The organism is Sphingopyxis microcysteis, from assembly GCF_012274265.1.
In the GTDB taxonomy this organism is placed as follows: Bacteria; Pseudomonadota; Alphaproteobacteria; order Sphingomonadales; family Sphingomonadaceae; genus Sphingopyxis; species Sphingopyxis microcysteis.
This window is the reverse complement of sequence record NZ_JAANYY010000003.1, coordinates 626,155-651,303: the sequence shown is the minus strand read 5'-3', so window position 1 is coordinate 651,303 and position 25,149 is coordinate 626,155. Positions and strand designations below refer to the sequence as shown.

The 25,149-nt window shown below is 66.1% G+C and carries 19 protein-coding genes; 7 read left to right on the top strand and 12 right to left on the bottom strand.

Annotated elements, in window-relative coordinates; translation table 11 throughout:
• Window positions 1-144: 144 nt before the first annotated feature.
• From G9408_RS10850 to G9408_RS10825, 6 genes are all read right to left on the bottom strand, one after another.
• Window positions 145-1,473 carry an APC family permease gene (locus G9408_RS10850; protein ID WP_168453986.1) on the bottom strand — a complete coding sequence of 443 codons (1,329 nt, stop codon included), beginning with the start codon at window positions 1,471-1,473 and terminating at the stop codon, window positions 145-147.
• A gap of 4 nt (window positions 1,474-1,477) precedes the next feature.
• Window positions 1,478-3,862, bottom strand: coding sequence for a TonB-dependent receptor (locus G9408_RS10845; RefSeq protein WP_168453985.1), 2,385 nt, complete (start codon window positions 3,860-3,862; stop codon window positions 1,478-1,480).
• A 141-nt stretch (window positions 3,863-4,003) separates the two neighbouring features.
• Complete coding sequence (locus tag G9408_RS10840) at window positions 4,004-5,818, bottom strand: tetratricopeptide repeat-containing sulfotransferase family protein (RefSeq protein WP_168453984.1); 1,815 nt, start codon at window positions 5,816-5,818, stop codon at window positions 4,004-4,006.
• 11 nt (window positions 5,819-5,829) lie between these two features.
• Window positions 5,830-7,434 carry a DsbA family protein gene (locus G9408_RS10835; protein ID WP_168453983.1) on the bottom strand — a complete coding sequence of 535 codons (1,605 nt, stop codon included), beginning with the start codon at window positions 7,432-7,434 and terminating at the stop codon, window positions 5,830-5,832.
• A gap of 55 nt (window positions 7,435-7,489) precedes the next feature.
• Window positions 7,490-8,893 (bottom strand): M48 family metalloprotease, encoded by a 1,404-nt coding sequence (locus G9408_RS10830; protein ID WP_168453982.1) that lies wholly within the window; start codon window positions 8,891-8,893, stop codon window positions 7,490-7,492.
• Window positions 8,894-9,042: 149 nt separating this feature from the next.
• Window positions 9,043-11,691, bottom strand: a complete 2,649-nt coding sequence (locus G9408_RS10825) for an Rne/Rng family ribonuclease (protein ID WP_210423315.1) — start codon at window positions 11,689-11,691, stop codon at window positions 9,043-9,045.
• 661 nt (window positions 11,692-12,352) lie between these two features.
• Here G9408_RS10825 and G9408_RS10820 point away from each other — a divergent pair.
• From G9408_RS10820 to G9408_RS10790, 7 genes are all read left to right on the top strand, one after another.
• Complete coding sequence (locus G9408_RS10820) at window positions 12,353-13,561, top strand: N-acetylmuramoyl-L-alanine amidase (protein WP_168453981.1); 1,209 nt, start codon at window positions 12,353-12,355, stop codon at window positions 13,559-13,561.
• Between the two features lie 305 nt (window positions 13,562-13,866).
• Window positions 13,867-15,120 carry a D-arabinono-1,4-lactone oxidase gene (locus G9408_RS10815; protein WP_168453980.1) on the top strand — a complete coding sequence of 418 codons (1,254 nt, stop codon included), beginning with the start codon at window positions 13,867-13,869 and terminating at the stop codon, window positions 15,118-15,120.
• Window positions 15,117-16,265 (top strand): DSD1 family PLP-dependent enzyme, encoded by a 1,149-nt coding sequence (locus tag G9408_RS10810; protein WP_168453979.1) that lies wholly within the window; start codon window positions 15,117-15,119, stop codon window positions 16,263-16,265. Before G9408_RS10815 ends, G9408_RS10810 begins: the two co-directional genes overlap by 4 nt.
• Entirely contained in the window at window positions 16,262-16,894 is a 633-nt protein-coding gene (locus G9408_RS10805) for a TetR/AcrR family transcriptional regulator (protein ID WP_168453978.1), read from the top strand. Before G9408_RS10810 ends, G9408_RS10805 begins: the two co-directional genes overlap by 4 nt.
• A 192-nt stretch (window positions 16,895-17,086) precedes the next feature.
• Window positions 17,087-19,603 carry a penicillin-binding protein 1A gene (locus G9408_RS10800; protein ID WP_168453977.1) on the top strand — a complete coding sequence of 839 codons (2,517 nt, stop codon included), beginning with the start codon at window positions 17,087-17,089 and terminating at the stop codon, window positions 19,601-19,603.
• Window positions 19,604-19,675: 72 nt separating this feature from the next.
• Window positions 19,676-20,803 (top strand): peptide chain release factor 2, encoded by a 1,128-nt coding sequence (gene prfB, locus G9408_RS10795; protein WP_168453976.1) that lies wholly within the window; start codon window positions 19,676-19,678, stop codon window positions 20,801-20,803.
• The gene (locus G9408_RS10790) at window positions 20,800-21,519 is read left to right on the top strand and encodes a class I SAM-dependent methyltransferase (RefSeq protein ID WP_168453975.1); all 720 of its coding nucleotides are present in this window, start codon (window positions 20,800-20,802) and stop codon (window positions 21,517-21,519) included. Before prfB ends, G9408_RS10790 begins: the two co-directional genes overlap by 4 nt.
• A 150-nt stretch (window positions 21,520-21,669) precedes the next feature.
• Here the strand turns inward: G9408_RS10790 and G9408_RS10785 are convergent, their stop codons facing one another.
• The 6 genes from G9408_RS10785 to G9408_RS10760 are packed head-to-tail and all read right to left on the bottom strand — an operon-like array spanning window position 21,670 to window position 25,149.
• The gene (locus G9408_RS10785; protein ID WP_168454124.1) at window positions 21,670-22,035 is read right to left on the bottom strand and encodes a DsrE family protein; all 366 of its coding nucleotides are present in this window, start codon (window positions 22,033-22,035) and stop codon (window positions 21,670-21,672) included.
• A complete protein-coding gene (locus G9408_RS10780) occupies window positions 22,023-22,772 on the bottom strand; it encodes a HesA/MoeB/ThiF family protein (RefSeq protein ID WP_168453974.1) in 750 nt (249 codons plus the stop codon). The genes G9408_RS10785 and G9408_RS10780 overlap by 13 nt, the downstream gene beginning before the upstream one ends.
• The gene (gene dut, locus G9408_RS10775; RefSeq protein WP_168454123.1) at window positions 22,773-23,312 is read right to left on the bottom strand and encodes a dUTP diphosphatase; all 540 of its coding nucleotides are present in this window, start codon (window positions 23,310-23,312) and stop codon (window positions 22,773-22,775) included.
• Window positions 23,284-24,603 carry a bifunctional phosphopantothenoylcysteine decarboxylase/phosphopantothenate synthase gene (locus tag G9408_RS10770; RefSeq protein ID WP_168453973.1) on the bottom strand — a complete coding sequence of 440 codons (1,320 nt, stop codon included), beginning with the start codon at window positions 24,601-24,603 and terminating at the stop codon, window positions 23,284-23,286. Before G9408_RS10770 ends, dut begins: the two co-directional genes overlap by 29 nt.
• Before the next feature lie 4 nt (window positions 24,604-24,607).
• Window positions 24,608-24,904: a CcdB family protein gene (locus G9408_RS10765; RefSeq protein ID WP_137870449.1), complete on the bottom strand. Its 297-nt coding sequence runs from the start codon at window positions 24,902-24,904 to the stop codon at window positions 24,608-24,610.
• Window positions 24,892-25,149, bottom strand: coding sequence for a type II toxin-antitoxin system CcdA family antitoxin (locus tag G9408_RS10760; protein WP_168453972.1), 258 nt, complete (start codon window positions 25,147-25,149; stop codon window positions 24,892-24,894). Before G9408_RS10760 ends, G9408_RS10765 begins: the two co-directional genes overlap by 13 nt.

Here is a 25,149-nt window from a genome sequence, read left to right as displayed (position 1 = left end):
AAAACGCGCTACGACAGCGGGCGGATGCCGCAGGGGTTCAAACCCTGACAAATTCGGCGATCCGACACATTACGTCTCCAAAAAAGCCCACATTCGGGCCAGCGGGATGGCGCCCTTAGGCGATTATGCGATTCGGGGCAAGGATCAGACTGCGGCAGGGCTGACACGCCGCATTGCAAGATAGATCGGCAATCCCGCTGCGGTCAGCCCGACGCTCCACAGCCCGGCGTTCCACCCGGCGCCGTAAAAGGCCCAGCAGCTGTAGAGGAAGCCGAGGATCGTCAGTATCGCAAAGACCGGCGAAACCTTGATCGCGCCTTCATATTCCAGTTTGAGCGCGGCGAGCGCGCCGACGATGTAAAAGATGATCGCGGTCGAGGTGGTCACCAGCACCATGAATTTGAACAATTCGGCCAGACCGCGCGAATAATTGGCATAGACGACAATGCTGGCGAGTGTGCTCGACACGATCTGCGTTACCCAAGGCACCGCGAAACGATTGTCCTTGGCAAATGCGGCGGGCAATAGGCCGCGATGCGCGAGGTCGCGCGGGATTTCGCCTTGCAGCAGCACGAAGCCATTGAGCGCTCCGAGCGCCGCAACCGCGGCGAACAGCGCGACGGCTTGCCCCGCCGACGGGCTGACGAGCGCACTGAAAAAGGTCGCATAGGCGGCGTTCGACCCCTCGAGCGTCGCGAGCGGCAACAGCAAGGTCACCGTCGTACATGACAGCAGATAAAGCAGCCCGGTCGCCGCCGCGGCGATCAGCGTTGCGCGCGGCACCGTTCGTTCGGGGTCGCGCACCCGGTCGCCAACGATGCAGGCGCTCTCGAAACCGAGCAGGGCGAACAGGGTCAGCGTTGCGGCGGTGCCGATATTGCCGAGATTGACTGGCTTTGTCCCGGTCATCGTCGGCGTCGCGGCGTCGCCGGTTCCCCACAGCCATAGCGCGACGAGTACCGCGCCGACGACGGGAATCAGCTTGAGTCCGAGGGTGAGCAATTGCGCGCTGCCCGCGCGGCGTACCCCCAACAGGTTGACGAGGGTGAAGAGCCAGATGAACGCGATTGCGATCACCGCCGTCCCCGCTCCGGCGTTGCCCAGCGATGGCATCAGGATCGACAAGTTGCTGATCGCTGCCACGGCGAGCGTGGCGACGACGGTCCAGCAACTGATCCAGTAACTCCAGGCGACGATGAACCCTGTGCCGGGGCCAAAGGCGGCGGCGGCATAGGTGTAAGTGGCGCAGCCCCGCGGCAGCCTTTTCGCGAGCCGCGCGAACGCGACCGCCAAGCAGAGCGTACCCGCAATCGACACCCCCCAGCCGATGACCGCGTTCCAGCCGAGCGGCGCCAGATCGCGGGGCAGGAGGAACACCCCCGCCCCGATCATATTGCCCATGCCGAGCGCGACGCACATCAAAAGGCCGAGCTTTTGGCCCGGCCTTTCGTCGTTGGTCACGCTGCCCGTCACCCGGTCAGAAATCCTTGCTGACCTTGATTCCGATCAGGCGCGGACGCACGATATTGTCGTAAAAGACGCCGCCAGTGCTGCTGACCCCGCCGGGGTCGCCGCAGATCGACTCGCCGCACTGCACCGCGCTGTTGATCACGCCGTTGCTGTTGAACAAGTTGGTCGCGAACAGCTCGGCATCCCAGCCCTCGCCCTTGACGCCGAAGCTGATGTCGGCGGTGGTATAGGCCTTGAAATTGCCGACGATGTCATTTTCGAACGGACGCAGGTCGGACCGGCGTTTGCCGATATGATTGACCGCGAACTGGAAATGCCCGTCCATGCCGCCGATCGGGAATTCGTAGCGCGCGATGGCATTACCCTTGAATTTGGCGGTAACGGGCAGGCGCGAACCGGCCGGGGCGAGCAGGGCGTTGGTCTGACCCGGCGGGTTGATCGTGCAATCGAACGTCGCATTGGCGATGCGGCAGAAATCGCGGCGGATCGTCGCGTCGTTGTAACTGGCGCCGAGGTTCAGCGTAAAGCCGCCGGCGCGATAGTTGAGGTCCGCTTCGATACCGCGGATCCGGGCGATGCCGGCGTTGCGGATTTCGGTGAGGCCGTTGGCGCCCAGGAACGACAGCTGGATGTTGTTCCAATCCTCCTGATACACGGCGCCGTTGAAACGGACCGGGCCGAACGACGTTTTCCAGCCGAATTCATAATTGTCGAGCGTGTCAGGCCCATAGGGATCGAGCGTCCCGCGGCGATTGATCCCGCCCGGGCGGAAACCGCGCGACCAGGTGCCGTACAGCATCACATCGTCGTTGACCTTGTAGTTCAGGCTCAGCTTGTGGATGAAGTCGGTGTCGCTGGTGCTCTTGTCGAGGTTGGTGCACGGCGACCCCGCGATGATCGTCGGGGCAAAGCACGCCGCTTCGCCGGTGCGGCTGCTGTACCCTGCCGAATAGCCGAAAAAGCCGACGAGGCTGTTATCGAACTTATAGACACGGCCGCCGCCGGTCAGCGTCAACTGGTCGGTGATGTCAAAGCTGATTTCGCCGAACGCGGCATAGTCACGGTCGATGCGCAGCTGTTTGGTCAGCCAGATATTGCTGTCGGTGCCGGTGACCGTGATCGCGTCGCCGATGTTGTCGATGATGTAATTCTGCTCGATATTGTGCGACTGGCGCTGCCAGAACAGGCCGCCGATAAAGCGGATGCGTGCATCGGCGGGAGACGCGACGCGGATTTCGGCGAAGCTGCGCTTATAGCGGTCGATGCCCTGAATATATTGGTTCGGGTTGACCGGATCGCCGTTATTGTCGGTGAAATAGGCGCCGTAGCCATAGAGCGCGTCATAGAAATAGGCATAGTCCGAATAGTCGCTTTCGGTCTCGGTCTTGCGGCGCATATGCCCGCCGGTGACGGTGAGGTCCCAGCTGCCGATCTTGCCCTCGATCGTCATCGCGGCCTGGATCCATTTGTCGTCGCCGCGCTCGGGATTATATTGCACCGTCTGCAACTTGCCGGTGACCGCGCTCGACCGCTCCTGCGCAAAGCTGCCGTTCGCCTTCTGGATCTGGCCCATCAGGTTCGGGCGGATCGTCCAGTCGTCGTCGAGTTCGATGCCCAGCGCCAGACGCGCGCCATAGGTATCGACGTCGTTATAGTCCTTTTCGACCAGATTGGCATTCGACTGGGTGATCCCGCTGGTCGCATAGGTGCGGCTGCCCGCGATATTGTCGATATAGCCCGCGTCATGGCGGTACCAGCCGACAAGGCGCAGCGCCGCCTTTTCGCTGAGCGCGGCGTTGACGAAGCCTTCGGCGACCCCGCCGATACCGCCCTTCGCCACCGTGTTGAGCTCAAGGCCCATCGAGCCGTAGGTGCCGCTGGTATCGGGCTGGTTGGTGATCAGGCGGATCGTGCCCGCCATCGAACTGGCGCCATAGAGCGTGCCCTGCGGCCCGGCGAGCGCCTCGACACGCGCCAGGTCATAGGCGTGGATGTCGAGCGCGCCCTGAATCGTGGTGATCGGCATTTCGTCGAGATAGGTGCCGACCGTCGGCAGCGACGCCGAGTGGTTGGCGTTCTCGCCCGAGGCGACGCCGCGGAAATAGACCTGCGCAAAACCCGGGCCCGCGGTCTGGATGGTCACCGACGGCAGGAATTTGACGACATCCTGGAATTCCTTGACCTGCAGCTCGTCGAGCCGCTCGGTGCCGATCGCGGTGATCGCCAGCGGCACATCCTGCAGATTCTGCTCGCGTTTCGACGCGGTGACGACAATGTCGCGATCGTCGTCTATTGCCGCTTCCTGCGCCAGCGCCGCGCCCGACGTGCACAGGATGGTCCCGGCGAGCAGCAGCGCGCTGCTCCGTACCAGACCGGCTGAGAACTTGACCATGAGACCCCCCTCAAATGACAGCTGTATGACGCGAACATGACGCAGCGCAGCAAGAGCGCAAGCCTTGTTCGCTGACCCGGTGCGTCGTTGGTCGAAAATGTCGTCTGCTGTTGCCAAAAGGCAACGAATTTGCTTGCGCGCTCAGTCGAAGCCGAGCGGCGGAGCCGGATAGGCGCCGAGGACCGGCCCGAGGGCGGCCTTGAGCGGGGCGAGCCAGCCGTCATAGGGGCGCCACTGATCGACCCCGTCGCGATTGATCGGGCGGCGAACCTGCTCGCTCGATGCGGTGCGCACCGCGCGCGCATTGGCGTGGAACGCCATGCACGCCTCCTCGAACGGCAGGCCGAGATAGCCCAGCATCGCGCGGACTTCGGCCTCCGGGTCGTCGAGCAACGCTTCGTGGATGACGCGGTGGACACAGCCCGGCTGCACCGCGTCGATATGCGCCATCAGCCGGACATAATCGCGGTAATAGGCGCCCATGTCGGCGAGGTCGTAACTGAACGCCTGTCCCTTGGCATAATGCTGGCGGAAATTGGACCAGCAACAGTCGAGCGGATGCCGCCGCGCATCGATGATCTTTGCACGCGGCAGGATCAGGCGGATCAGCGGGACATAGCGCCAGTTGTTCGGCAATTTGTCGATATAGAAGGGCTTGCCGGTCTTGCGCTGCACCGCGGTGCGGCGAAGGAAGGCCGCGCCCATTTCGGCCAGCCGCTCGGGCGGCGCGTCGGCGAGCGCGGCAACCCAATGCCGTCCTTCGCCCTGCGTCTCGCGCCCCAGCCCCAGCGCCAGCGCGGGAATGTCGGGCAACTCCATCGTGCCCTCGATCGCCGAATGGCTGGCCAATATCTGTTCGATCAGCGTCGATCCGGCGCGCGGCATCCCGAGGATGAAGATCGGGTCGGGCGCGGGATCGCCCATATCGGCGCGGGCGGCGAAAAAATCGGCGGTGCAGGTCGCGATCGCGGCATCGACGATCGCGCTGGTGTCGGCGGCGTCATAGCCCAGCTGGGCGGCGCGGATCGCATTGCCCGCGGCATAGTGGCGAAATGCGGGTTCCGCCTCGCCCGCGTCGTCATAGGCTTTGCCGAGCGCGAAGTGCAGGTGCAGCCGGTCGTCGTCGCGCCCGGCGTCGCGCGTATCGATCGCGGCGAGCGCCGCCTCCATCGCGGTCCGATCATCGGCGCCGAAGCGGATCGTCTTGAGATTGGCGAGGCTCCACCAGAGCTCGCCCAGCCCCGGATCGATCGCCAGTGCGTGACGATAGGCGGCGATGCTGTCGTCCTGCCGCCCGACGGTCTTGAGCATATGGCCATAGCTCATCCACAGCTTGGCATGATCCGGAAAGCGCCGGGTCAGTTGTTCGTAAAGTGCGATCGCTTCGTCATAGCCGCCGATCCGGCCCAGCGCCGCGGCCTTCAGATTGACGTGTGCCGGATTGTCGGGATCCTCGCCCAGCACCGCATCGAGCGTTTCCGCCGCTTCGGCATAGCGGTTCTGCTTGTAATAGACGGTGGCGAGATTGGCGCGCGCGGCGCCGAAACCCGGTGCCAGCTCGAGCGCCCGGTTGAGCAATTTTTCGGCATCGCCATAGCGCCCGATCCGCCCCGCGACCTCGGCCAGCATCCGGATTGCGGCGACATCGGTCGCATCCTCGCGCAGCCGCTGGCGCAGCGCCGCCTCGGCATCGGGCAGGCGATTTTCGGCCAGCGCGAGCGCCGCATCGACCATCGCTTCATCGTGGATCGTGGCGCCGACCGCCGCAAGCGACGCGGCTTGGGCTTCGCTGACGCGGTTCAGCGCGCGCAGCGCCTGGGCGGCCAGCCGGTGCGCGGCCGCGGATGTCGGCACCGCCTCGATGATCGCCTGCGCCTGCGCCAGCGCGCTTGCGGGTTCGGCGACCAGCAGACGGCGCGCATTGGCGAGCGCGGCATCATGGGTGACCGTCGCCATGCCCGTCGTCGTCAGCTCTGGGCCGCGCGGGCCTTGGCGACCGCCTGCTTCAATGCGTCATAGCCGATCTGCCCCTGGAACAGCTGGTCGCCGACGATCCACGTCGGGGTGGCGTTCAGTTGCAGCTGGGTGGCGATCGCAAGGTTGCTGTCGATCTCGCGCTGGAACAAAGCCTCGTTTGCGGTCGCGTCGGCGGTGCCGTCGGTAACGACCCCGACCTTGGCGGCGGCGGCGGCAATCGCGGCCTTGTCGAGCGAGCTCGCCGCAAACATCGCGTGGTGGAAGGCGTCATATTTGCCCTGGCGCGCCGCGGCGAGCGCCATGATCGCGGCATCGCGGCTCTGCGGCGCGATGATCGGCAGTTCACGGAACACGACTTTCAGCCTTTTGTCTTCGCGGATCAGCCGGTCGACGTCGGGCACGCTCGCACGGCAGAAACCGCAGGCATAATCGGTGAACACGACCAGCGTCACATCGCCGTCGGCATTGCCCGCCCACGCCCCGGCATAGGGTTTTTCCAGCGCCGGACGGACGGCGTCGATCGCCTTGGCGATTTCGCTGTTGCGCTGTGCTTCCAACGCCTCGGGAATGATCTGCGGGTTCGCCTTGATATAATCGGCGACTACGCCCTCGACCTCGCTCTTGCTCATCCCGCCGCCAAAGCGGCCGCCGAGCCAGAATGTGGCGACAAGCAGTAACAGCCCGCCAAGCGCGATGCCCCAGATCCGTGTCGATCCGCCGTCCATCCCCATCCCCCCGATTTGTGGCAAGCGCGGCGCGGCCATCGGTCTGGTCGCCGTCGGCTTCCTTGCTGGCGGCGCGACCATTGGCGATCGATCGTCGCCTTCGGCCATCGCCGTCGCCACCGATACGGGCGCGCGTGCCGCTTCGCCCGCGAACAGCGGCAGGTCGGGTGCCGACTGGTCTTTGGCGCGCGCCGCGGCTTCCTCGCGGGCGAGCAATTGCTCCAGGCCCGAGGGCGGCGGCGTCATCTCTTCGCGCGGGCTCGGGCGCAGCTTTGTCGCGGCTTCGCCGATGCTGCCCCGGATGCTTTCGCTTCCCGCCTTGGCGATCTGGCCGACGCCGGCCTTCGTCCGGTCCGCGACCTCGCCGAGCCCGCGGCCCGCGTCGCTCGACAGCTTCCGGGCCTTGTCGCCGAGCGCCATCTTGTCCCACGCCGCGCCGCTGGCCCGCGCCGTGGCGCGGCCCGCCTGCGCCGACCCGCGCCCGATCGCGCGCGCCGCCCTGGCCGTCAGCGCGGCGGTCCTGGCGGTGAGGTCGCGCGTGCGCCGGGGAATCTCCATCGCCTCGACGCGCGCCGGAATGTCGGCGCGGTCGCCGACGCGGATCGTCCAGTCGGCAAAGGCGTCGGCTCCGTCGCGCAGCGCCTGCCAGACACCTGCGGCACCGGCCTTGACCTGGGCCGAGGTAACGACGGGTTTGCGCGGGGCGGGTGCGTCGGCGGCGTAGCGCGACAGGTCGATGCCGACCGGCGGGATGTCGCGCGGCTTCGCCAGCCCGTCGTCTGCGCCGACCGGCGGCCGCGGTGCGGCCGTCGGGGTCGGCTCCGCATCGCGCAGCCACGGCTGGTAATATTCGTCTTTATTGTCAGTCACTTGTTGCCCTTATGCATCGATTTTGGCGATGCGTCCCCGCAAATTGCTGGCGAATCTAGCGTCGTTTGCGCTCTTGTTCCACCTCGGCGCGCGCAACCAGCGCAATATCCTGTGCACGGATCCAGTCGGGCGTATTCTGCGCCAGACCCTGCATCGCCATTTCGGCATTACGCAGCGCCAGCGACGCCTGTCCACCCTGCAACGTATAGCGTTCCGCCGAGGCGAGCGCGGCGCGCGCCTGATCGCCCTTGTTCGCGTAAACAATCCCCAGCTGATACCAGGCAAAGGGGTTCTGGTTATCGAGCGCGACCGCGGTTTTCAGCACCTGTTCGGCCTCGGCGAAATTGGCCGGGTCTTCGGTCGCGATCAACGCATGCCCCAGCGTGGCGCTGATCAGCGGCTGCGACCGCGACAGTGTCACTGCCTTGCGCAGCGCGGGAATGGCCTCCTTCGGACGCCCGGATTCGAGCAGTACCTGCCCTTCGAGTTCGAGGAAATAGGGGTCGTTCGGATCGCTCTTGAGCAATGCGTCGACCTCCGACAGCGCCTTTTGCGGATAGGCGCTGCGGTGCCAGGCATAGGCGCGGGCATAACGCGCGGGGATGCTGCTGTTGGTTTCGGGGAATTTGCGCAGCGTCCGGTCGGGGTCGGTCATATAGCCCGACAGCTTGGCCTTGATGCGCTGGAACCGTTTTTCGATCACCGGGTCGGCGGGCTTCGCCCACGCCGGATCGATGACATAGACCTCGCGCAGCGTCTGGATGCGGTCGCCCGACATCGGGTGGGTGCGGCCATAGGCCTGATCGTCGTCCTGCTTGACCGCATAGCGGAATTCCAGATTCTGCAATTTCTTGAAGAATGCCAGACTGCCGCGCCCGCTGATCCCCGCCTTGGACAGATATTGCGCGCCGGCGGCGTCGGCGGTCGATTCCTGGACGCGGCTGAACGCCAGGAACTTGCCGAGCGCGGCCTGCTGCCCCGCCATCATCACCCCCATGCCGGCCTCGCCCGCGCCCGCCGCGATCGCCGCGGCGCCGAGCAGCAGGCTGAGCAGCGAAATCCCGGTTGCGGCCTTTGCGCCTTCGTTGACGCGAATCGCATGGCCGCCGATGACATGGCCAAGCTCGTGCGCGAGCACGCCCTGCACCTCTTCGGCGGTGTCGGCGGCCTCGATCAACCCGGCAAAGACATAAACGTCCTGGCTTCCCGCAACGAAGGCGTTGATGCTGCGATCACCGAGCAGGTGGACGCGCACCTGCCCCGGTTGCAGCCCTGCTGCGACGAGCAGCGGGTCCATCATGTCCTGAAACAGCGCCTCGGTTTCGGCGTCGCGCAGGATCGACTGCGCCATCGCCGGGCGCATCGCGACCGCCAGCATCGCGAGCAGGGTCAGGATGATGCGGAAAAGCGGGCGCGATCGATGCGCCCGCAGCGCGGTTCGCGGCGGGGAGACTGTCATCGCCGACTGTCTTGCGTTGTACGCCTGAACCGCAACTGAAGCCATGCGATGACTATTGGGGGGCAGCGCGCGAGATGCAAGCTGCATGGCGTTTAATCGTCATCCCGGCAGGTACCGGGATGACGATCTCATGAGATGCGTTGGCGCAATCAGTTGCCGAAGGTGCGCTGCCACCAGCCGCGGCGCGGTTCGCCGTCGGGGCCGACACCATTGTCTTCGGCATCGGCCGCGACCGGTTCAGCCTCGCGCGTTGCGGACGCCTCGGGCGCCGCTTCGGCGGCAACCGCCTTTTTCGCGCGGCTGGCGCGCTTTTTCGGCGCGGGCTTGGCGGGTTCGGCTTCGGTTTCAGTTTCGGCGACAGGCTCCGGTTCAACCGCTTCGGGCGCCGCTTCGGCAGCCTCGGCGGCCTCCGCGGCTGCGGCGGCCTTGGTCTTGCGCGGTGCGCGCTTGCGCTTCGGCTTTTCCTCGGCTGCCGGCGCTTCCTCGGCGACCGGTTCGGTTACCTCGGCTTCGACCGGCGCAGCGGGTTCGTCCGCAACTGCCGCTTCGTCGGCGGCATCGACCGCGTCGGCCTTTTTGCGTCCGCGTCCGCCCCGGCGGCGGCGCGGCTTGGCGTCGGCCGTGTCGGCGTCGGTTTCGGCGGTCGCCTCTGCGGGTGCCGCGTCGCTCTCGCTCTCGGCTTCACCATTGTCCTCGCCCTCGGCGTCGCCATCACGGGCTTCGCCGTCGTCGCTGCCGTCGGCAATTTCATTGCCTTCCTCGTCGCGGCGACCGCGGCGGCCACGGCGACGCCGACGGCGACGCTTGCGGCCTTCACCGTCGCCTTCGCCTTCCTCGCGATCGCGCGAGCGCGCGGGGCGTTCGTCGGCGGCCTCGTCCTCGATCTCGTCATCCTCGTCCTCCGGGATGTCGTCGTCGTCATCCTCGATTGGCGCGATCGGGGCAAAGCTGCGGCGGGCGACCGGCGGCGGGCCGCTGACCTCGACCGCCATCCGCGCACCCTCGGTCTCGCCGTCGGGCAGGATTTCGACGGTGACGCCGTAAAGTTCTTCGATGTCGCGCAGTTCGCGGCGCTTTTCGTTGAGCAGGTAGAAGGTCGCTTCCTGGCTGGCGCGCAGGGTGATGCGGCTGCCCTTGCCGCGCGCGGCCTCCTCTTCGATCAGGCGCAGCGCGCTGAGGCCCGCCGACGAGGCGGTGCGAACGAGGCCGGTGCCTTCGCAATGCGGGCAGGGGCGCGTCGATGCTTCGAGCACGCCGGTGCGCAGTCGCTGGCGGCTCATTTCCATCAGGCCGAAACCCGAAATACGTCCGACCTGGATGCGCGCGCGATCGTTTTTCAGCGCGTCCTTCATCGCGCGCTCGACCTTGCGGACGTTCGAGCCATGATCCATGTCGATGAAGTCGATCACGACGAGCCCGGCCATGTCGCGCAGGCGCAGCTGGCGGGCGATTTCATGCGCGGCTTCGAGGTTGGTGTTGAGCGCGGTCTGCTCGATATTATGCTCGCGCGTCGACCGGCCCGAGTTGATGTCGATCGACACCAGCGCCTCGGTCGGGTTGATCACCAGGTAACCGCCGGATTTCAGCTGCACGACGGGATTGAGCATCCCCGCGAGCTGATCCTCGACGCCGTAACGCTGATAGAGCGACACCGGGTCGGCATATTGTTTCACGCGCCGCGCGTGGCTCGGCATCAGCAGCTTCATGAACTGCTTGGCGGCCTTATAGCCCTCGTCGCCTTCGACGAGCACTTCCTCGATGTCCTTGTGATAGATGTCGCGGATCGCGCGCTTGACGAGGTCGCTGTCCGAATGGACGAGCGCCGGGGCGCTCGACGCCAGCGTCTTTTCGCGAATTTCGTCCCACAGGCGGGCGAGATAATCAAAGTCGCGCTTGATCTCGACCTTGGTGCGGCTCATCCCGGCGGTGCGGACGATGCAGCCCATCGTCGGCGGCAGGTTGAGCTCGTCGATCATCGCCTTCAGCTTGCGGCGATCGGCGCCGTTCGAAATCTTGCGGCTGATCCCACCGCCGTGCATCGTGTTCGGCATCAGCACGCAATAGCGGCCGGCGAGCGACAAATAGGTGGTGAGCGCGGCTCCCTTGTTGCCGCGTTCTTCCTTGACGACCTGCACCAGCATCACCTGACGGCGACGGATGACGTCCTGGATCTTGTAGCGGCGGCGCAGCGACATCCGGCTTTCGCCTTCCTCGTCGTCGTTGCGGCGGCTGCGCCCGCGGCCGCGGCCGCCCTTGCGCCCGTCGCGCCCACGGCGCTTGCGGTCGCCGCGGCCGTCCTTGCCCTCGGTGTCGTCTGCGGCATCGCCGCCTTCGTCGCCCTCTTCGCCGTCGCCATTTTCCGCGCCGTCGTCGCTATCGTCATCGGCCCCTTCGCCGATGGTTTCCGGCGCGGGGGCGTCGCCATTTTCGTCGTCATGATATTCGACGTCGGCAACATCGCCTTCCAGCTCATCGAGGTCGTCCTCGGCGCGCTGCGCGGCGGCGGCGGCATGCTCGGCCTCTTCGCGCAGCAGCGCGTCGCGGTCTTCCTTCGGAATCTGGTAATAGTCGGGGTGGATTTCGCTGAACGCCAGAAAGCCGTGGCGATTGCCGCCATATTCGACGAACGCCGCCTGCAGCGACGGTTCGACACGGGTTACCTTGGCCAGATAGATATTGCCCTTGAGCTGCTTGTGCTCGGCGGACTCGAAATCAAACTCCTCGATGCGGTTTCCCTTGGTGACGGCGACCCGGGTTTCTTCCCGGTGCCGCGCGTCGATCAACATGCGCGTGGTCATTAGTTACACTCCAAGCGCGCCTCGGCGCGCCATCAAAAATTCCCGCGGCCCTCCTCGAGGGACGGTCGCGGCGGAAAAGGGTGGAAAGACAAAAGACGTTATTGCTGCGCGTGGCCTGCGTCCGATCGTGGACGCGCATGCAGTCGTTCCATCCGGCGACGACCGGGGCGCAAAGGCCCGCGTCGGGATAGAAAGAGGGCATGGCAAGCCTCATGCGGCATCAACCTGTTTACGGTGTTGAGCGGGCGGGCAGGGCGTGCGTGTGGCGATCGCCCCGACTGTCCGGTCAACCGGGTGGACTGACGGCAGGTCGCCGATCCCCGCATATCCGGCGCCAAGGCGGCCATGTTCCGCAGTTTTTGCGGAGCAGGCCTTCCCCTCAAAAGGCCGGACGGCACCGGGAACGACACCGTCAGTGGCGCTGTGCTAGCATCGGCACGGGCCGACGGCAACAGCGGCCGGGCAGAAAGATGGGACGCCGGCGCGCGCGTGCAAGTCCCGCGCAGGCCCAACATATGCTGAATTGCCGGTTAACCCTGCCGGTTGACGGGGGTTTGACCCCCAATGGCTAATGCCGGGTTCACGACATTCCACGGCTGGGGGCCACATGTTTTCGAATAAGCACTGGACCAGCGCGCGCGGGCGGCGGCATAAAAGCGTCATGAGCCTGCTGTTCGTCCTGATCGCGGTGATGATGAACCCGGCAGCGGCGCTGGCGGGGTCGGTCGGTGCGGTTGAAATCGGCGATTCGGACGTGACGCTGCGCTTCGACGATCTGGTGGCGGGTGCCTCGACCTTTCTGCTGGCCGGTCCCGACCGCATCGCGCTCGACATCGCGGGCGCGCAGCCGGGTCGTTCGACGCAAGGCGCGGGGCTGGTCCGCGCGGTGCGACAGGGCCAGAAGGACGCCGGGACCGCCCGCATCGTGCTCGACCTTGCGCGTCCCGCGGTGGTGACGGGCGCGCGCTTCGCTGCCGACGGCCGCAGCCTGACCTTTCACCTCCGCCCGGTGTCCGCCGACGAATTTGCACGCGTATCGCGCGGCCCGCGCACCGAATTGCAACCGCCGGCCGGATTTCGCGCCAAGCCACCTGAAAAGCGCTACAGCGTCAGCGTCCCGATCGGCAAACCCAAACCCAGCGTGGCGTTGCCGCGGATCGAGGGGCCGAATAACAGCCGCCTACCACTGGTGGTGATTGACGCCGGTCATGGCGGACATGACCCCGGCGCGATCAGCCCGCACAGCGGCAAGCGCGAAAAGGACATCACGCTGGCGCTGGCGCGCGCGATCCGTGACGATCTGCTCGCTTCGGGCCGCGTTCGCGTGGCGCTGACGCGCGGCGACGACCGGTATCTGGTGCTCGAGGAACGCTTTGGTATTGCGCGGCGGTTGAAAGCCGATCTGTTCATCTCGATCCACGCCGATGCCGCCGAAAATCAGGCTGCCAATGGCGCGTCAATCTACACCTTGTCCGAAGTCGCGTCCGACCGCGAAGCCGCGCGGCTGGCGGCGCGCGAGAACAAGGCGAATGTCATCAACGGCGTCGATCTTGGCGCGCACAGCGGCGATGTGTCGTCGATCCTGATCGACCTGACCCAGCGCGAGACGATGAATGTCGCCTCCGATTTTGCCCGCCTGCTCCAGCGCGAAGCGGGCGAAGCGATCAAATTTCGCACCAACGCGCACCGCTTCGCCTCGTTCGTGGTGCTGAAGGCGCCCGACACGCCGTCGGTGCTGTTCGAAACCGGCTTCATCTCGAACAAGGAGGACGCCGAGTTTCTGGCGTCGGCGGCGGGACAGAAGAAGGTCGCGCGCGGGGTGCGCGATGCGGTCCAGATCCATTTCGCGCGGCAGATCGCGGCGCGCTGAGGGTCGGACGTCGGGTTTGGGTCGGCGCGCGGGCCCGCGCGATCGTCCAAAGTTCAGGAAAGCCTTTTGCGGGTGGGGTCGGCTGGGGGTGGATTCCAGACGTCTCCTATTTCCGTTCGTGTCGAGCGAAGTCGAGACACGCCGACCGCTTACGCCAAGCCACGCGTATCTCGACTTCGCTCGATACGAACGGGGACTGGATTGAGCGGCTGCTTCCGCTCGCAAGCCGCCGTCGGGCTGATAAATATAGTCTTGACTAACTTTTCTCCCGAATCCAGCTTCCATGCCGATGGCGGGAGAGAGTTATGGGCTGGAGCAACTGGTCGGGTAGCGTCACCGCGCCCGCGCAAATCGTCCGTCCGCAGAGCGAGGACGAACTGGCGGCGCTGGTCCGCAGCGCGCACAAGCTGCGCGTCACTGGGGCCGGGCACAGTTTCATGCCGCTTTGCGAATCGGGCGAACTGATTGTCAGTCTGGACGATATGGCGGGCGAGTTGCAGGTCGCAGCCGACCGCCAGACGGCGCGCATCCCGGCGGGCTGGAGCATCCGGCGCCTGACCGCGGCCTTGTGGGATGAAGGGCTGGCGCTCGCCAACCAGGGCGACGTCAATCCGCAGTCGCTCGCGGGGGCGATGGCGACCGGGACGCACGGGACCGGGGTCGAACTCGGCTCGCTCGCCACCTTTGCGCGCGGCTTCCGGCTGATCGGCGCCGATGGCGCGGCGCATTGGTGCGATGCGACCACCAATCCCGACCTCTTTCAGGCGCAGCGGCTGTCGCTCGGGCTGTTCGGGGTCGCGACCGAGATCGAGGTTGCGGTCGTCCCGGCCTTCCACCTTGCCGAACGGATCGAAAAGCGCCGTTGGGCCGAAATCCGCGAAAGCTACGACGATCTGGCGCAGCAACACCGCCACGTCGAATTCTGGTTCTTTCCGCACAGCGACGATGTGATCCTGAAAACGCTCGACCCGTGCGATCCATGCGAGCCGCCGCCGACAACGACCGATATGGAGGAGGCGAGTTTCCGCCGTATCCTGAACGTCGCGGCGCGGCTGCCCTTCCTGACCCCCTCGCTCCAGCGGTTGATGATGAAAAGCGGCATTTCGGGGCGCCGCCGCGGGCCCGCTCACCTTGTCTTTCCATCCGACCGCACCATCCGCTTCGAGGAAATGGAGTATGAAATGCCGCGCGCGGCGGGGCTCGACACCCTCTTTGAAGTCGTGGGGTGGATTCGCCGCAAGCGCCTGCCCGTCACCTTTCCGTTCGAATTTCGCACCGTCGCCGCCGATGACATCTGGATGAGCCCGATGAACGCGGGGCCGGTCGCGGCGATCTCGATGCATCAATATGCCAAAATGCCGTGGCGAAACCTGTTCGCCGAGGCCGAGACGATCTTTCGCGGCCATGGCGGGCGTCCTCATTGGGCCAAGCGCCACACGCTGGGCCGCGCCGATGTCGCGGCGCTCTATCCGATGGCGGGGCGCTATACCGCGGTCCGCCGCGCCGCCGACCCCGGCGGAAAATTCCTCAACCCGCATCTGGAAAGCCTGTTCGCATGACCACCGACCGCGATCTCCACGCGCATCTGATCGGCCAGCAAGGGTCGCGCGCCGACCTCAACACCCCGGTGCTGGTGCTCGATGCCGATGCGCTCGGCCGCAATATCGCGGCGATGGCGGCGCTGACCGCAGACAAGGGTGTCGCCTTGCGCCCCCATGCCAAGACCCACAAGAGCGTTGAAATCGCCAAGCGGCAGATCGGTGCGGGGGCGGTCGGCATCTGCTGCGCCAAGATCGGCGAGGCGGAGGCCTTGAGCGACGGCGGGGTGACGGGCATCCTCATCACCTCACCGGTTGCGGCGCCGCGCGCGATCGACCGGCTCGCGGCGCTCGCGTGCCGCGCCGAAGGGCTGATGGCGGTAGTCGACCATCCGGGTGTCGCGACGCGCATCGATGCCGCGCTCGCCGCGGCAGGCGCGCGGCTCGACGTGATCATCGACATCGACCCCGGCATCGCGCGCACCGGCGTCGCGTCGGCCGATGCCGCCGTCGCCCTGGCGCGGACCATCGCCGCCGCACCGAACCTCGCCTATCGCGGGGTACAATTTTACTGCGGGTCGCAGCAGCATATCGAAAGCTTTGCCGATCGCCGCGCCGCGATCGTCGAGCGCACCGCCTATCTGCAGACGGTGATCGCGGCCTTGACCGATGCGGGCTTTGCGCCAGCCATCGTCACCGGATCGGGGACGGGAACCCACCGCATCGACCTGGAACTCGGCGTCTTCACCGAACTTCAGGCGGGCAGCTATGTGTTTATGGACAAACAATATCTCGATTGTGACCTGACCGGTGCGGGCGGCGAATCGCCATTCGCGGTTTCGCTGTCGGTCGATGCCCGGGTGGTCAGCGCCAACCATGACGGGCTGGTGACCATCGATGCCGGGTATAAATCGCTTTCGACCGACGGCGGCGTTGCGGTGGTTCAGCGCGGCGCGCCCGAAACCGCCTTCTTTGCCTTCATGGGCGACGAGCATGCGGCGCTGATCGCGCCGGGCATCGGCGCTGAGCTCGCCCCCGGCGATCCGGTCAGCCTGACCGTGCCGCACTGCGATCCCACGGTGAATCTCTACGACAGCTATCATGTCGTCGCGGGCGATACACTGACCGACATCTGGCCGGTCAGCGCGCGCGGCCGGGCGCGATGATCGCTGCCCCGCCGCGACAGGATCGTGCGCATCTGACCCGCGCCCGCCTGCTCGACGTCGCGGGCGAATTGCTTGCCGAGGTCGGGATCGAACGGATTTCGACCAATATGATCGCCGCGCGCGCCGGGCTGACCCCGCCCGCGCTCTACCGCTATTTCAGCGATAAATATGCGGTGCTGGAGGCGCTCGGGCGACGCTTGATGGAGCGGCAGAACGCGGTGCTGGAGGCCTGGCTGGCGCGCCACGCGCCCGCCGGGATCGCGGCGATGGCTGACCATATCGGCGACCTGCTCGCGGAAAATGCCGCGGTGACGCGCGCCGAGCCGGGCGCGGTGTGGATCTTGCGCGCGCTCCACGCCTCGCCGCGGCTCGTCCATGTCCGGCTCGAATCGCACCGGCATGTGACCGACCGGCTGGCCGACGCCTGCGCCGCGCATCTGGCGGCGCCCGACCGACAGCTGCTGTGGTCGCGGCTCCGGCTGGCGGTCGAGCTCGGCTTTGCCGCCGACGAAATGCTCTATGAGGAAGACAAGGTTTCGGAGGACGCTGTAATGGCCGATGTCGCGGCGATGCTGCGCTTCGCCATGCTCGATTTGGCGAATTCCCCTCCCGCTTGCGGGAGGGGTTAGGGGTGGGCGCAAGTAACGCGAGCCCCCGGCATCGCCATCACCCACCCCGCTGCAACTAGCGAACAAGTTCGCAAGTTTAGCTGCCCCTCCCGCTTGCGGGAGGGGATCGTCGCACTCTACCGGCACCCGCTTTGCCACTCCGCCGCAAGCATGCTTCCCTTTCGGCGATCCACGCTTTAGAGGCTTGGCCCTATGGTCGCCGACAGCACGTCCCATTTCCGCTTGCGTCTTCGCCGCGATAGTAACGCGGTGATTGGCTGGTTTCGCGACATGTGGACGCGGCGCTGGTTCCGCTGGCTTGGCTATCTGGCGCTCGCCGGTTTGCTGGGGATCGCGCTGATCTGGGCGATCTTTGCGCGCGATCTGCCGTCGGTCGACCAGCTGCGCGACTATGAACCGGCGCTGCCGACGATGGTCCGCGACGGCGAAGGCAAGCCGGTGCATGCCTATGCCCGCGACCGGCGGGTCCAGCTGGAATATAGCGAATATCCGCAGCTTTTGGTGCGCTCCTTTCTGGCCGCCGAGGACAAGACCTTCTTCAGCCACGGCGGCATCGACTATCCGGGCATCGCCTCGGCGATCGTCACCAACCTCACCAACAGCGGTCGCCCGGTCGGCGCCTCGACGATCACCCAGCAGGTGGCGAAGAATCTGCTGCTCACCAACGAACTCAGCTATCGCCGCAAGGTGCGCGAAGCGATCCTCGCGATGCGGATCGAGGATGCGCTGACCAAGGAACAGATCCTCGAACTGTACCTCAACGAAATCCCGCTCGGTCGCCGCAGCTTCGGGGTGCAGGCGGCAAGCCGCGCCTATTTCGACAAGGATGTCGACCAGCTCCAGCTCCACGAGATGGCGTTCCTTGCCATCCTGCCCAAGGCGCCCGAAAAATATGGGCGCACCCGCTTCGAGCGCGAGGCGCTGGCGCGGCGCAATTTCGTGCTGGGGTCGATGGAGGACAATGGCTGGATCACCGCGGCGCAGCGCGACGCCGCGCGCGCGATGCCGCTGGGCCTGACCAACAGCGGCAACACCGCGATCGCGCAGGTCGGCGGCTATTATATGGAAGAGGTGCGGCGCCAGCTGATCGCTCAGTTCGGCGAAACCGCCGACGACGGCCCGCTCAGCGTCTATGCCGGCGGCCTCTGGGTCCGCACGCCTTATGACGGCAAGATGCAGGCAGGCGCCACGATGGCGCTGCGCAAGGGGCTTCAACGCTACGACGCGGGCAAGGGCTGGTCGGGGCCGATCGCCCGCATCGAGGCCGACGACCAGTGGCAGAGCCGCCTCGCGTCGAGCTTTATCGGGATCGATTACGACAATTGGCGCGTCGCGGCCGTGCTGTCGAAATCGGCGGCGGCGGCACAGATCGGCTTTGCCAATGGCGACACCGGCACGCTGCCCGCCAGCGCCGCGACCATGGGCTATCGCAAGACGGGCGGCAGCGCTTTTTCGGCGATGCGCCCCGGCGACCTGATCGTCGTCAAATCGACCGGCGGGTCGAGCTACGCGCTGCGCAACATTCCCGAAGTGTCGGGCGGCATGATCGTCGAAAGCCCGCATTCGGGCCGCATCTATGCGATGCAGGGCGGTTTCGACGTCAAGCTGTCGCCGTTCAACCGGGCGACGCAGGCCGAACGCCAGCCGGGTTCGACGATCAAGCCGTTCGTCTATGCCGCCGCGCTCGACAATGGCATGACCCCCGCGACGATGATCGTCGACGGGCCCTTTTGCGTCTATCAGGGCGCGCGTTTCGGCAATAAATGCTTCCGCAACTTCGGCGGCTCGGGCGGCAGCGGCGAACATACGATGCGCTGGGGTCTGGAACAGTCGCGCAACCTGATGACGGTCAAGGCCGCGAGCCAGATCGGCATGGAGCCGATCGTCGAGACGATCCAGACGATGGGAATCGGCAAGCACGAACCCTATCTGTCGACCGCGCTCGGCGCCGGATCGACGACGGTGGAAAAAATCACCAACGCCTATGCGATGCTCGCCAACCATGGCCGCGAACTCAAGCCGCGCGTGATCGACTATGCGCAGGACCGCCGCGGCAAGGTGATTTTCCCGGCCAACTGGAAGCCGTGCGAAGGCTGTAACAAGAAGGATTGGGACGGGCGTCCGATGCCGCGCTTCGCCAAGTCGGGCAAGCAGCTGATGGACCCGATGACCGCCTATCAGGTCGTCCACATGCTCGAGGGCGTCGTCCAGCGCGGTACCGCGGTGCGGCTGCGCGACCTCAACGTGCCCTTGTTCGGCAAGACGGGCACGACGACGGGGCCGAACGACGTGTGGTTCGTCGGCGGCACCCCCGATGTGATCGCGGGCATGTATATCGGCTTTGACCAGCCGCGCAGCATGGGCGGCTATGCGCAGGGCGGCAGCTATGCGGCGCCGATCTTCAAGGATTTTGCACTCGCCGCTCTCGCCGACCGCCAGCCGATTCCGTTCGCCGCGCCCAAGGGCGTGCGGATGGTGCGCATCGATCGCCAGTCGGGTCGCCGCGTCTATGGCAGCTGGCCGGGCACCGACCCCAAGGCGTCGATCATCTGGGAAGCGTTCAAACCCGAAAGCGAACCGCGTCGGACGATCCGCGAAGAAGAAATCAAGCCGGCACGGACCCCGCGGCGTCAGGACGCGCCCGTCCAGCAGGGTAACGGCCGACGTAGCGACAGCGATTTTCTGGAGGATCGTGGCGGCATTATCTGACGCTGCGGGCCCGCTTCCCCTTCGACCTTTCAGGCCGTAAGGGCGAAACCAACATATTTCAGGAGCAAGGACATGCGCGCCGAAGCGCAGGATCATATCGACAAGATTGGCGCCGCATTGGCGCTGCTACGCCGTTTTCTCGACTGGGACCGCGCGGTGCGGCGGCTCGACGAACTCAATGCCAAGGTCGAGGACCCGACGCTGTGGAACGATGCCAAGGCCGCGCAGGATGTGATGCGCGAACGCCGCCGGCTCGACGAGGCGATCACCGCGACGCGGGCGATCGAGACCGAGTGCGCCGACACCGCCGAGCTGATCGAGCTTGCCGAGATGGAAGGCGACGAGGCGATGGTCGACGAGGCCGTCGCGTCGCTCGCCGCGCTCGCCGAACGGGCCGAGGAAGACAAGATCAAGGCGCTGCTCGCGGGCGAGGCCGACGGCAACGACTGCTATATCGAAGTCCATGCCGGCGCGGGCGGGACCGAAAGCCAGGACTGGGCCGAAATGCTCCAGCGCATGTACAGCCGCTGGGCCGAAAAGCGCCGGATGAAGGTCGAGCTCGTCGAATATCAGGCGGGCGAACAGGCGGGCATCAAATCGGCGACGATGCTGGTCAAGGGCGAGAATGCCTATGGCTATGCCAAGACCGAAAGCGGCGTCCACCGCCTCGTCCGCATTTCGCCCTACGACAGTTCGGCGCGGCGCCACACCAGCTTTTCGAGCGTGTGGGTCTATCCGGTGATCGACGACAATATCGACATCGAAATCGCCGAGAGCGACCTCAAGATCGACACCTACCGCGCCTCGGGCGCGGGCGGGCAGCACGTCAACACGACCGATTCGGCGGTGCGCATCACGCACATCCCGACGGGTATCGTCGTTGCGAGCCAGAACGACCGTTCGCAGCACAAGAACCGCGCGACCGCGATGGGGATGCTGAAAGCGCGGATGTATGAGGCCGAGCTGCAAAAGCGCGAGGCGGCGGCATCGGGCGAATATCAGGCGAAGACCGAAATCGGCTGGGGCCACCAGATCCGCTCCTACGTCCTCCAGCCGTATCAGCTGGTCAAGGATCTGCGCACCGGGGTCACCTCGACCGCGCCCGGCGACGTGCTCGACGGCGCGCTCGACCCGTTCATGGCCGCGGCGCTGTCGCAAAAAGTCACGGGCGAAAAGGTCGAGGTGGAGGACATCGATTGATCCGCCGCGCTGTCGTCCTGCTCGCATTCTTGCCGCTGCTCGGCGGCTGCGATGCGCCATGGGACGATAGCGGCGACCGCGCCATGACGGCGCGCGAATTTCCACCCGCCGACCGCCCGGTGGCACCGACCGTATCGACCAAATGGTCGACCGAGGAAGCGCGCGACCGCGTCAACGAAGCCGAGGACGTCATGGACTCGGCCGATGTCCGTCCCGGGATGACCGTCGCCGACATCGGCGCGGGCGACGGCTATTATACCGTGCGCCTCGCGCAGCGCGTCGGCGCGGGCGGTCGCGTGCTGGCGCAGGACATCATTCCCGACGTGATCGAACGGCTCGCCGACCGCGTCGCGCGCGAACGGCTCGACAATGTGTCGCTGAAACTCGGTGCGGTCGACGATCCGCGGCTGCCCGCGGCCAGTTTCGACCGCGTGTTCATGGTCCATATGTATCACGAGATCGGCGAGCCTTACGCCTTTCTGTGGCGGCTGCGTCCGGCGCTGCGCGCGGGCGGGCAGGTGATCGTCGTCGACGGCGACCGCCCGATCGCCGACCATGGCACGCCCTTCCGCCTGCTCGTCTGCGAGTTCGAGGCGGTCGGGTACAAGCTGGTGTCCTATGACGACAAGCAGCATGCGGGGGGCTATCTGGCGCGCTTTGTGCCCGAAGGGAAACGGCCCGAGCCCGATGCGATTACGGTGTGCGATAATCCGTGACCGCTTGATCCTCCCTGCGCCGAAGGCGTGGGGAGGTGGCAGCGCGAAGCGCTGACGGAGGGGCATTTGCGCTGTCGTTGCTGCCCCTCCACCACTTGCTTCGCAAGCGGTCCCCCTCCCCATGGCTTCGCCACAGGGAGGATCAAATATTCAATACACCACCAACCGGTCGCCATCGCCGACCTCGGCCATGAAGCTCACCAGCCCGCCGGCGCGCACCTGCGGCACCAGTTCACTCGCGGTCATGCCGGTCAGCGCCATGCCCGACTGACAGACGACCAGCCGCACGTCCATCGCCATCGCCTCGGCGATCAGCGACACCAGATCGGGCTGCCCCGCCGCGCGGCGCGGCGCATCGCCGGCAAAGGCGACGGGCGTGCGCAGCAGCGCCGCGGCTGGTCCTTGCAGGAAAATGCGCGCCGACCGTCCGAGCGCGGCCGCTGCCGTCGCTGCCTCGAGCGCGGCGTAAAAGCGCTCGCCATCGGCCGATGCGACGATGATGTTCAGCCCCGGCATATCGGACACTCCGGATCCTTGGGCACCGCCACCTCGCGCCAGCGCCGGTCGAGCATATCGATGATCGCCAGCCGCCCCGTCAAGGTCGAGCCCCAGCCGGTCAGCGCGCGCACTGCCTCCAGCGCCGCCATCGTCCCGATCATGCCCGCCAGCGCGCCCATAACCCCGGTTTCGGCGCAGTTGATCCCGGGCCGGTCGGGATCGTCGCCGACCAGGCAGGCGTAGCACGGGCTGTCCGCGCGCCAGCCCTGGTACAGCGCGACCTGCCCCTCGAACGCCCCGATCGCGGCGCTGAGCAGCGGAACCCGCAAGGCGACGGCGGCACGGTTGACCGCCAGCCGGGTCGCAAAATTGTCGCACCCGTCGAGGATCAGGTCGGCGTTCGTCAGCAGCGTGGAGGCGTTCGCCTCGTCCAACCGATTGGACACTGCGGCCGCCTCGACATGCGGGTTGATCCGCCGCGCCGCGTCCGCCGCCACATCGGCCTTGCCCGCGCCGATATCGTTATCGGTGAACAGCGGCTGGCGCTGGAGGTTCGACAATTCGACCACATCATCGTCGATGATCGTCAGCCTGCCGACCCCCGCCGCCGCGAGATAGGTGATCGCCGGACAGCCGATGCCGCCCGCGCCGATCACCGCGACATGCGCGGCCTTCAGCTTCGCCTGCCCCGCGCCGCCGAACGTGGGCAGGATGATCTGGCGCGCATAGCGGTCAAGTTCGGCGTCGGTCAGCAATTACTCGCTCGATCGGCGGGTCTTGATCCCCGACAGCGAGGCCAGCCCTGCAGCGTCGGCGGTTTCGTCGACGGGCTCGCTCTCGACCCCGGTCGATCCGAAACCGCCCGCGCCGCGCGCCGTTTCGTCGAGCGTCGTCACTTCGGCAAAGTTCGCGCGCTGGACGGGCGCCGGAACCAGCTGCGCGATGCGGTCGCCGCGCTTCACTTCGAAATTATCCTCACCCAAATTGGCGAGGATCACCTTGACCTCGCCGCGATAATCGCTGTCGATCGTGCCGGGCGTGTTGAGGCAGGTGATGCCATGTTTGAGCGCCAGGCCCGAGCGTGGGCGCACCTGCACTTCATAGCCGGGCGGGATCGCCATTGCGAACCCGGTCGCCACCGCATGGCGGGTGCCGGGGCGGATCGTCAGGCTTTCCGCCGCAACGACATCCATCCCCGCCGCGCCGCCCGAGGCATAGGCGGGCAGCGGCAGGCCGCCGCCATTGGGCAGCCGCTGGATGCGGATTTCAATCGGAGTGGCGGGGGCTACGCGCATCGAGCTCATCGGCGATCTTTTCCATCAATTTGCGGGCGACGGCGGCTTTCGGCAGTCGGTCCCAGCTGTCTATCCCGTTTTTGCTAACGATATGCACGCGGTTGCTTTCGCCGCCCATCGGGTCGGCGGCAACGTCGTTGGCGACGATCCAGTCGCACCCCTTTTTGGCCAGCTTCGCTTCGGCGTGCGCGATGACGTCGTTGGTCTCGGCGGCGAAGCCGATCAGCAGCGGCGGGCGGTCGGGCGATCGGGCGACCCCGGCAAGGATGTCGGGATTTTCGGCCAGCGCCAGCGGCGGCACCGCGCCGCTGCCGTCCTTCTTGATCTTTTGCGCCGATGTGTCGGCCGCCCGCCAGTCGGCGACGGCGGCGACCATGATCGCGGCATCGACCGGCAGTCCCTGCCGAACCTCTTCGGCCATTTCGACCGCGGTCTCGACATCGACGCGGATCACCCCCGGCGGGGTCGGTAGCGGCACCGGCCCCGCGATCAGCAGCACCTCGGCGCCCGCCTCGGCGGCGGCGGCGGCGATCGCAAAACCCTGTTTGCCGCTCGACCGGTTGGCGATGTAGCGCACCGGGTCGATCGGCTCGTGCGTCGGGCCTGCGGTAATCAGGATGCGGCGGCCAAAGAGCGGGCGGTGATTTTCAGGCGCGAAATCGGGTTGATGGTCCAAGCTTCCGTTCGTGTCGAGCGAAGTCGAGACACGTGAGGGCAGGGGCGGCGCCTCGACTGCGCTCGACGCGAGCGGATTCGAGAGGCGGCTCTCGATCGCCGCAAAAATCGCCGCCGGTTCGGGCAAGCGCCCCGGCCCATATTCGCCGCACGCCATCTCGCCCTCGTCCGGGTCCAGCACCGTCACCCCGTCGCCGCGCAAGGTCGCGACATTGCGCTGCGTCGCGGGATGCAACCACATCCGCACATTCATCGCGGGCGCCGCGAGCACCGGCTTGTCGGTGGCGAGCAGCAGCGTGGTGGCGAGGTCGTCGGCGATGCCCGCCGCCATCTTCGCCAGCAAATCAGCGGTCGCGGGCGCGACGACGACCAGATCGGCCTCACGGCTCAGCTGGATATGCCCCATCTCGACCTCGTCCTTGAGGTCGAACAAATTTGTGTAAACCTTGTTCTCGCTCAGCGCCGCGAGCGTCAGCGGCGTCACGAACTGCTCGCCCGCGCGGGTGATGACGCAGCGCACGGTCATGCCCGATTTGCGAAGCAGGCGGACAAGCTCGATGCTCTTGTAAGCAGCGATGCCGCCGCCGACGATGAGCAGGATGCGGGGTTTGGTCATAATCTCAATAGCCCGTGATCAGCATGTCGATCGCCGACATCACGAGATAATGCTGATCCGACAGAGATGTCACAAAATTCTTCAACTCGCTCACTGGCACCGTCAACGCAAATTGCGTGTAGAGCGCCATGGGTTCCCCATTGATGGAAAAGATCGGATTGAGCCGTTCGGCAAGCTTGGGGCCGTCGTCCGGACGGACGAGCGGGATCACGAATCGCGTGTTCAAATGGTCGAGCGTGTTCGACTGGAAGTCGAGCAGATATTCACCCTGATCGGTTTGGAACACATCTAGCTGCGCCACAAGCGATCCCGGTATCGCGCCAGCGGCAGGCCATGTTTGCGCACATATTCATTGGACGATTCCATGGCTTCCCGATTTTCGCGCTTCCATTCCTCGCCCAGCATTTTTCGAACTTGATCGACCAGTCCGGCTTCGCACGCCTGCGAAACATTGATGCCAAGCCGCTTTGCTTCGGACACGAGGTCGGCGGGCAGCGTGACGTTGGTCGGCTTTCGACTGGCAGTGAAACGATGGACCTTATTCAT

Bases quoted from the DNA above. Each gene is read 5' to 3' on its own strand.
- G9408_RS10845 (WP_168453985.1), bottom strand. From the start codon at position 3,862: ATGGTCAAGTTCTCAGCCGGTCTGGTACGGAGCAGCGCGCTGCTGCTC.
- G9408_RS10840 (WP_168453984.1), bottom strand. From the start codon at position 5,818: ATGGCGACGGTCACCCATGATGCCGCGCTCGCCAATGCGCGCCGTCTG.
- G9408_RS10830 (WP_168453982.1), bottom strand. From the start codon at position 8,893: ATGACAGTCTCCCCGCCGCGAACCGCGCTGCGGGCGCATCGATCGCGC.
- G9408_RS10825 (WP_210423315.1), bottom strand. From the start codon at position 11,691: ATGACCACGCGCATGTTGATCGACGCGCGGCACCGGGAAGAAACCCGG.
- G9408_RS10820 (WP_168453981.1), top strand. From the start codon at position 12,353: ATGAGCCTGCTGTTCGTCCTGATCGCGGTGATGATGAACCCGGCAGCG.
- G9408_RS10815 (WP_168453980.1), top strand. From the start codon at position 13,867: ATGGGCTGGAGCAACTGGTCGGGTAGCGTCACCGCGCCCGCGCAAATC.
- G9408_RS10810 (WP_168453979.1), top strand. From the start codon at position 15,117: ATGACCACCGACCGCGATCTCCACGCGCATCTGATCGGCCAGCAAGGG.
- G9408_RS10805 (WP_168453978.1), top strand. From the start codon at position 16,262: ATGATCGCTGCCCCGCCGCGACAGGATCGTGCGCATCTGACCCGCGCC.
- G9408_RS10800 (WP_168453977.1), top strand. From the start codon at position 17,087: ATGGTCGCCGACAGCACGTCCCATTTCCGCTTGCGTCTTCGCCGCGAT.
- prfB (WP_168453976.1), top strand. From the start codon at position 19,676: ATGCGCGCCGAAGCGCAGGATCATATCGACAAGATTGGCGCCGCATTG.
- G9408_RS10785 (WP_168454124.1), bottom strand. From the start codon at position 22,035: ATGCCGGGGCTGAACATCATCGTCGCATCGGCCGATGGCGAGCGCTTT.
- dut (WP_168454123.1), bottom strand. From the start codon at position 23,312: ATGCGCGTAGCCCCCGCCACTCCGATTGAAATCCGCATCCAGCGGCTG.
- G9408_RS10770 (WP_168453973.1), bottom strand. From the start codon at position 24,603: ATGACCAAACCCCGCATCCTGCTCATCGTCGGCGGCGGCATCGCTGCT.
- G9408_RS10760 (WP_168453972.1), bottom strand. From the start codon at position 25,149: ATGAATAAGGTCCATCGTTTCACTGCCAGTCGAAAGCCGACCAACGTC.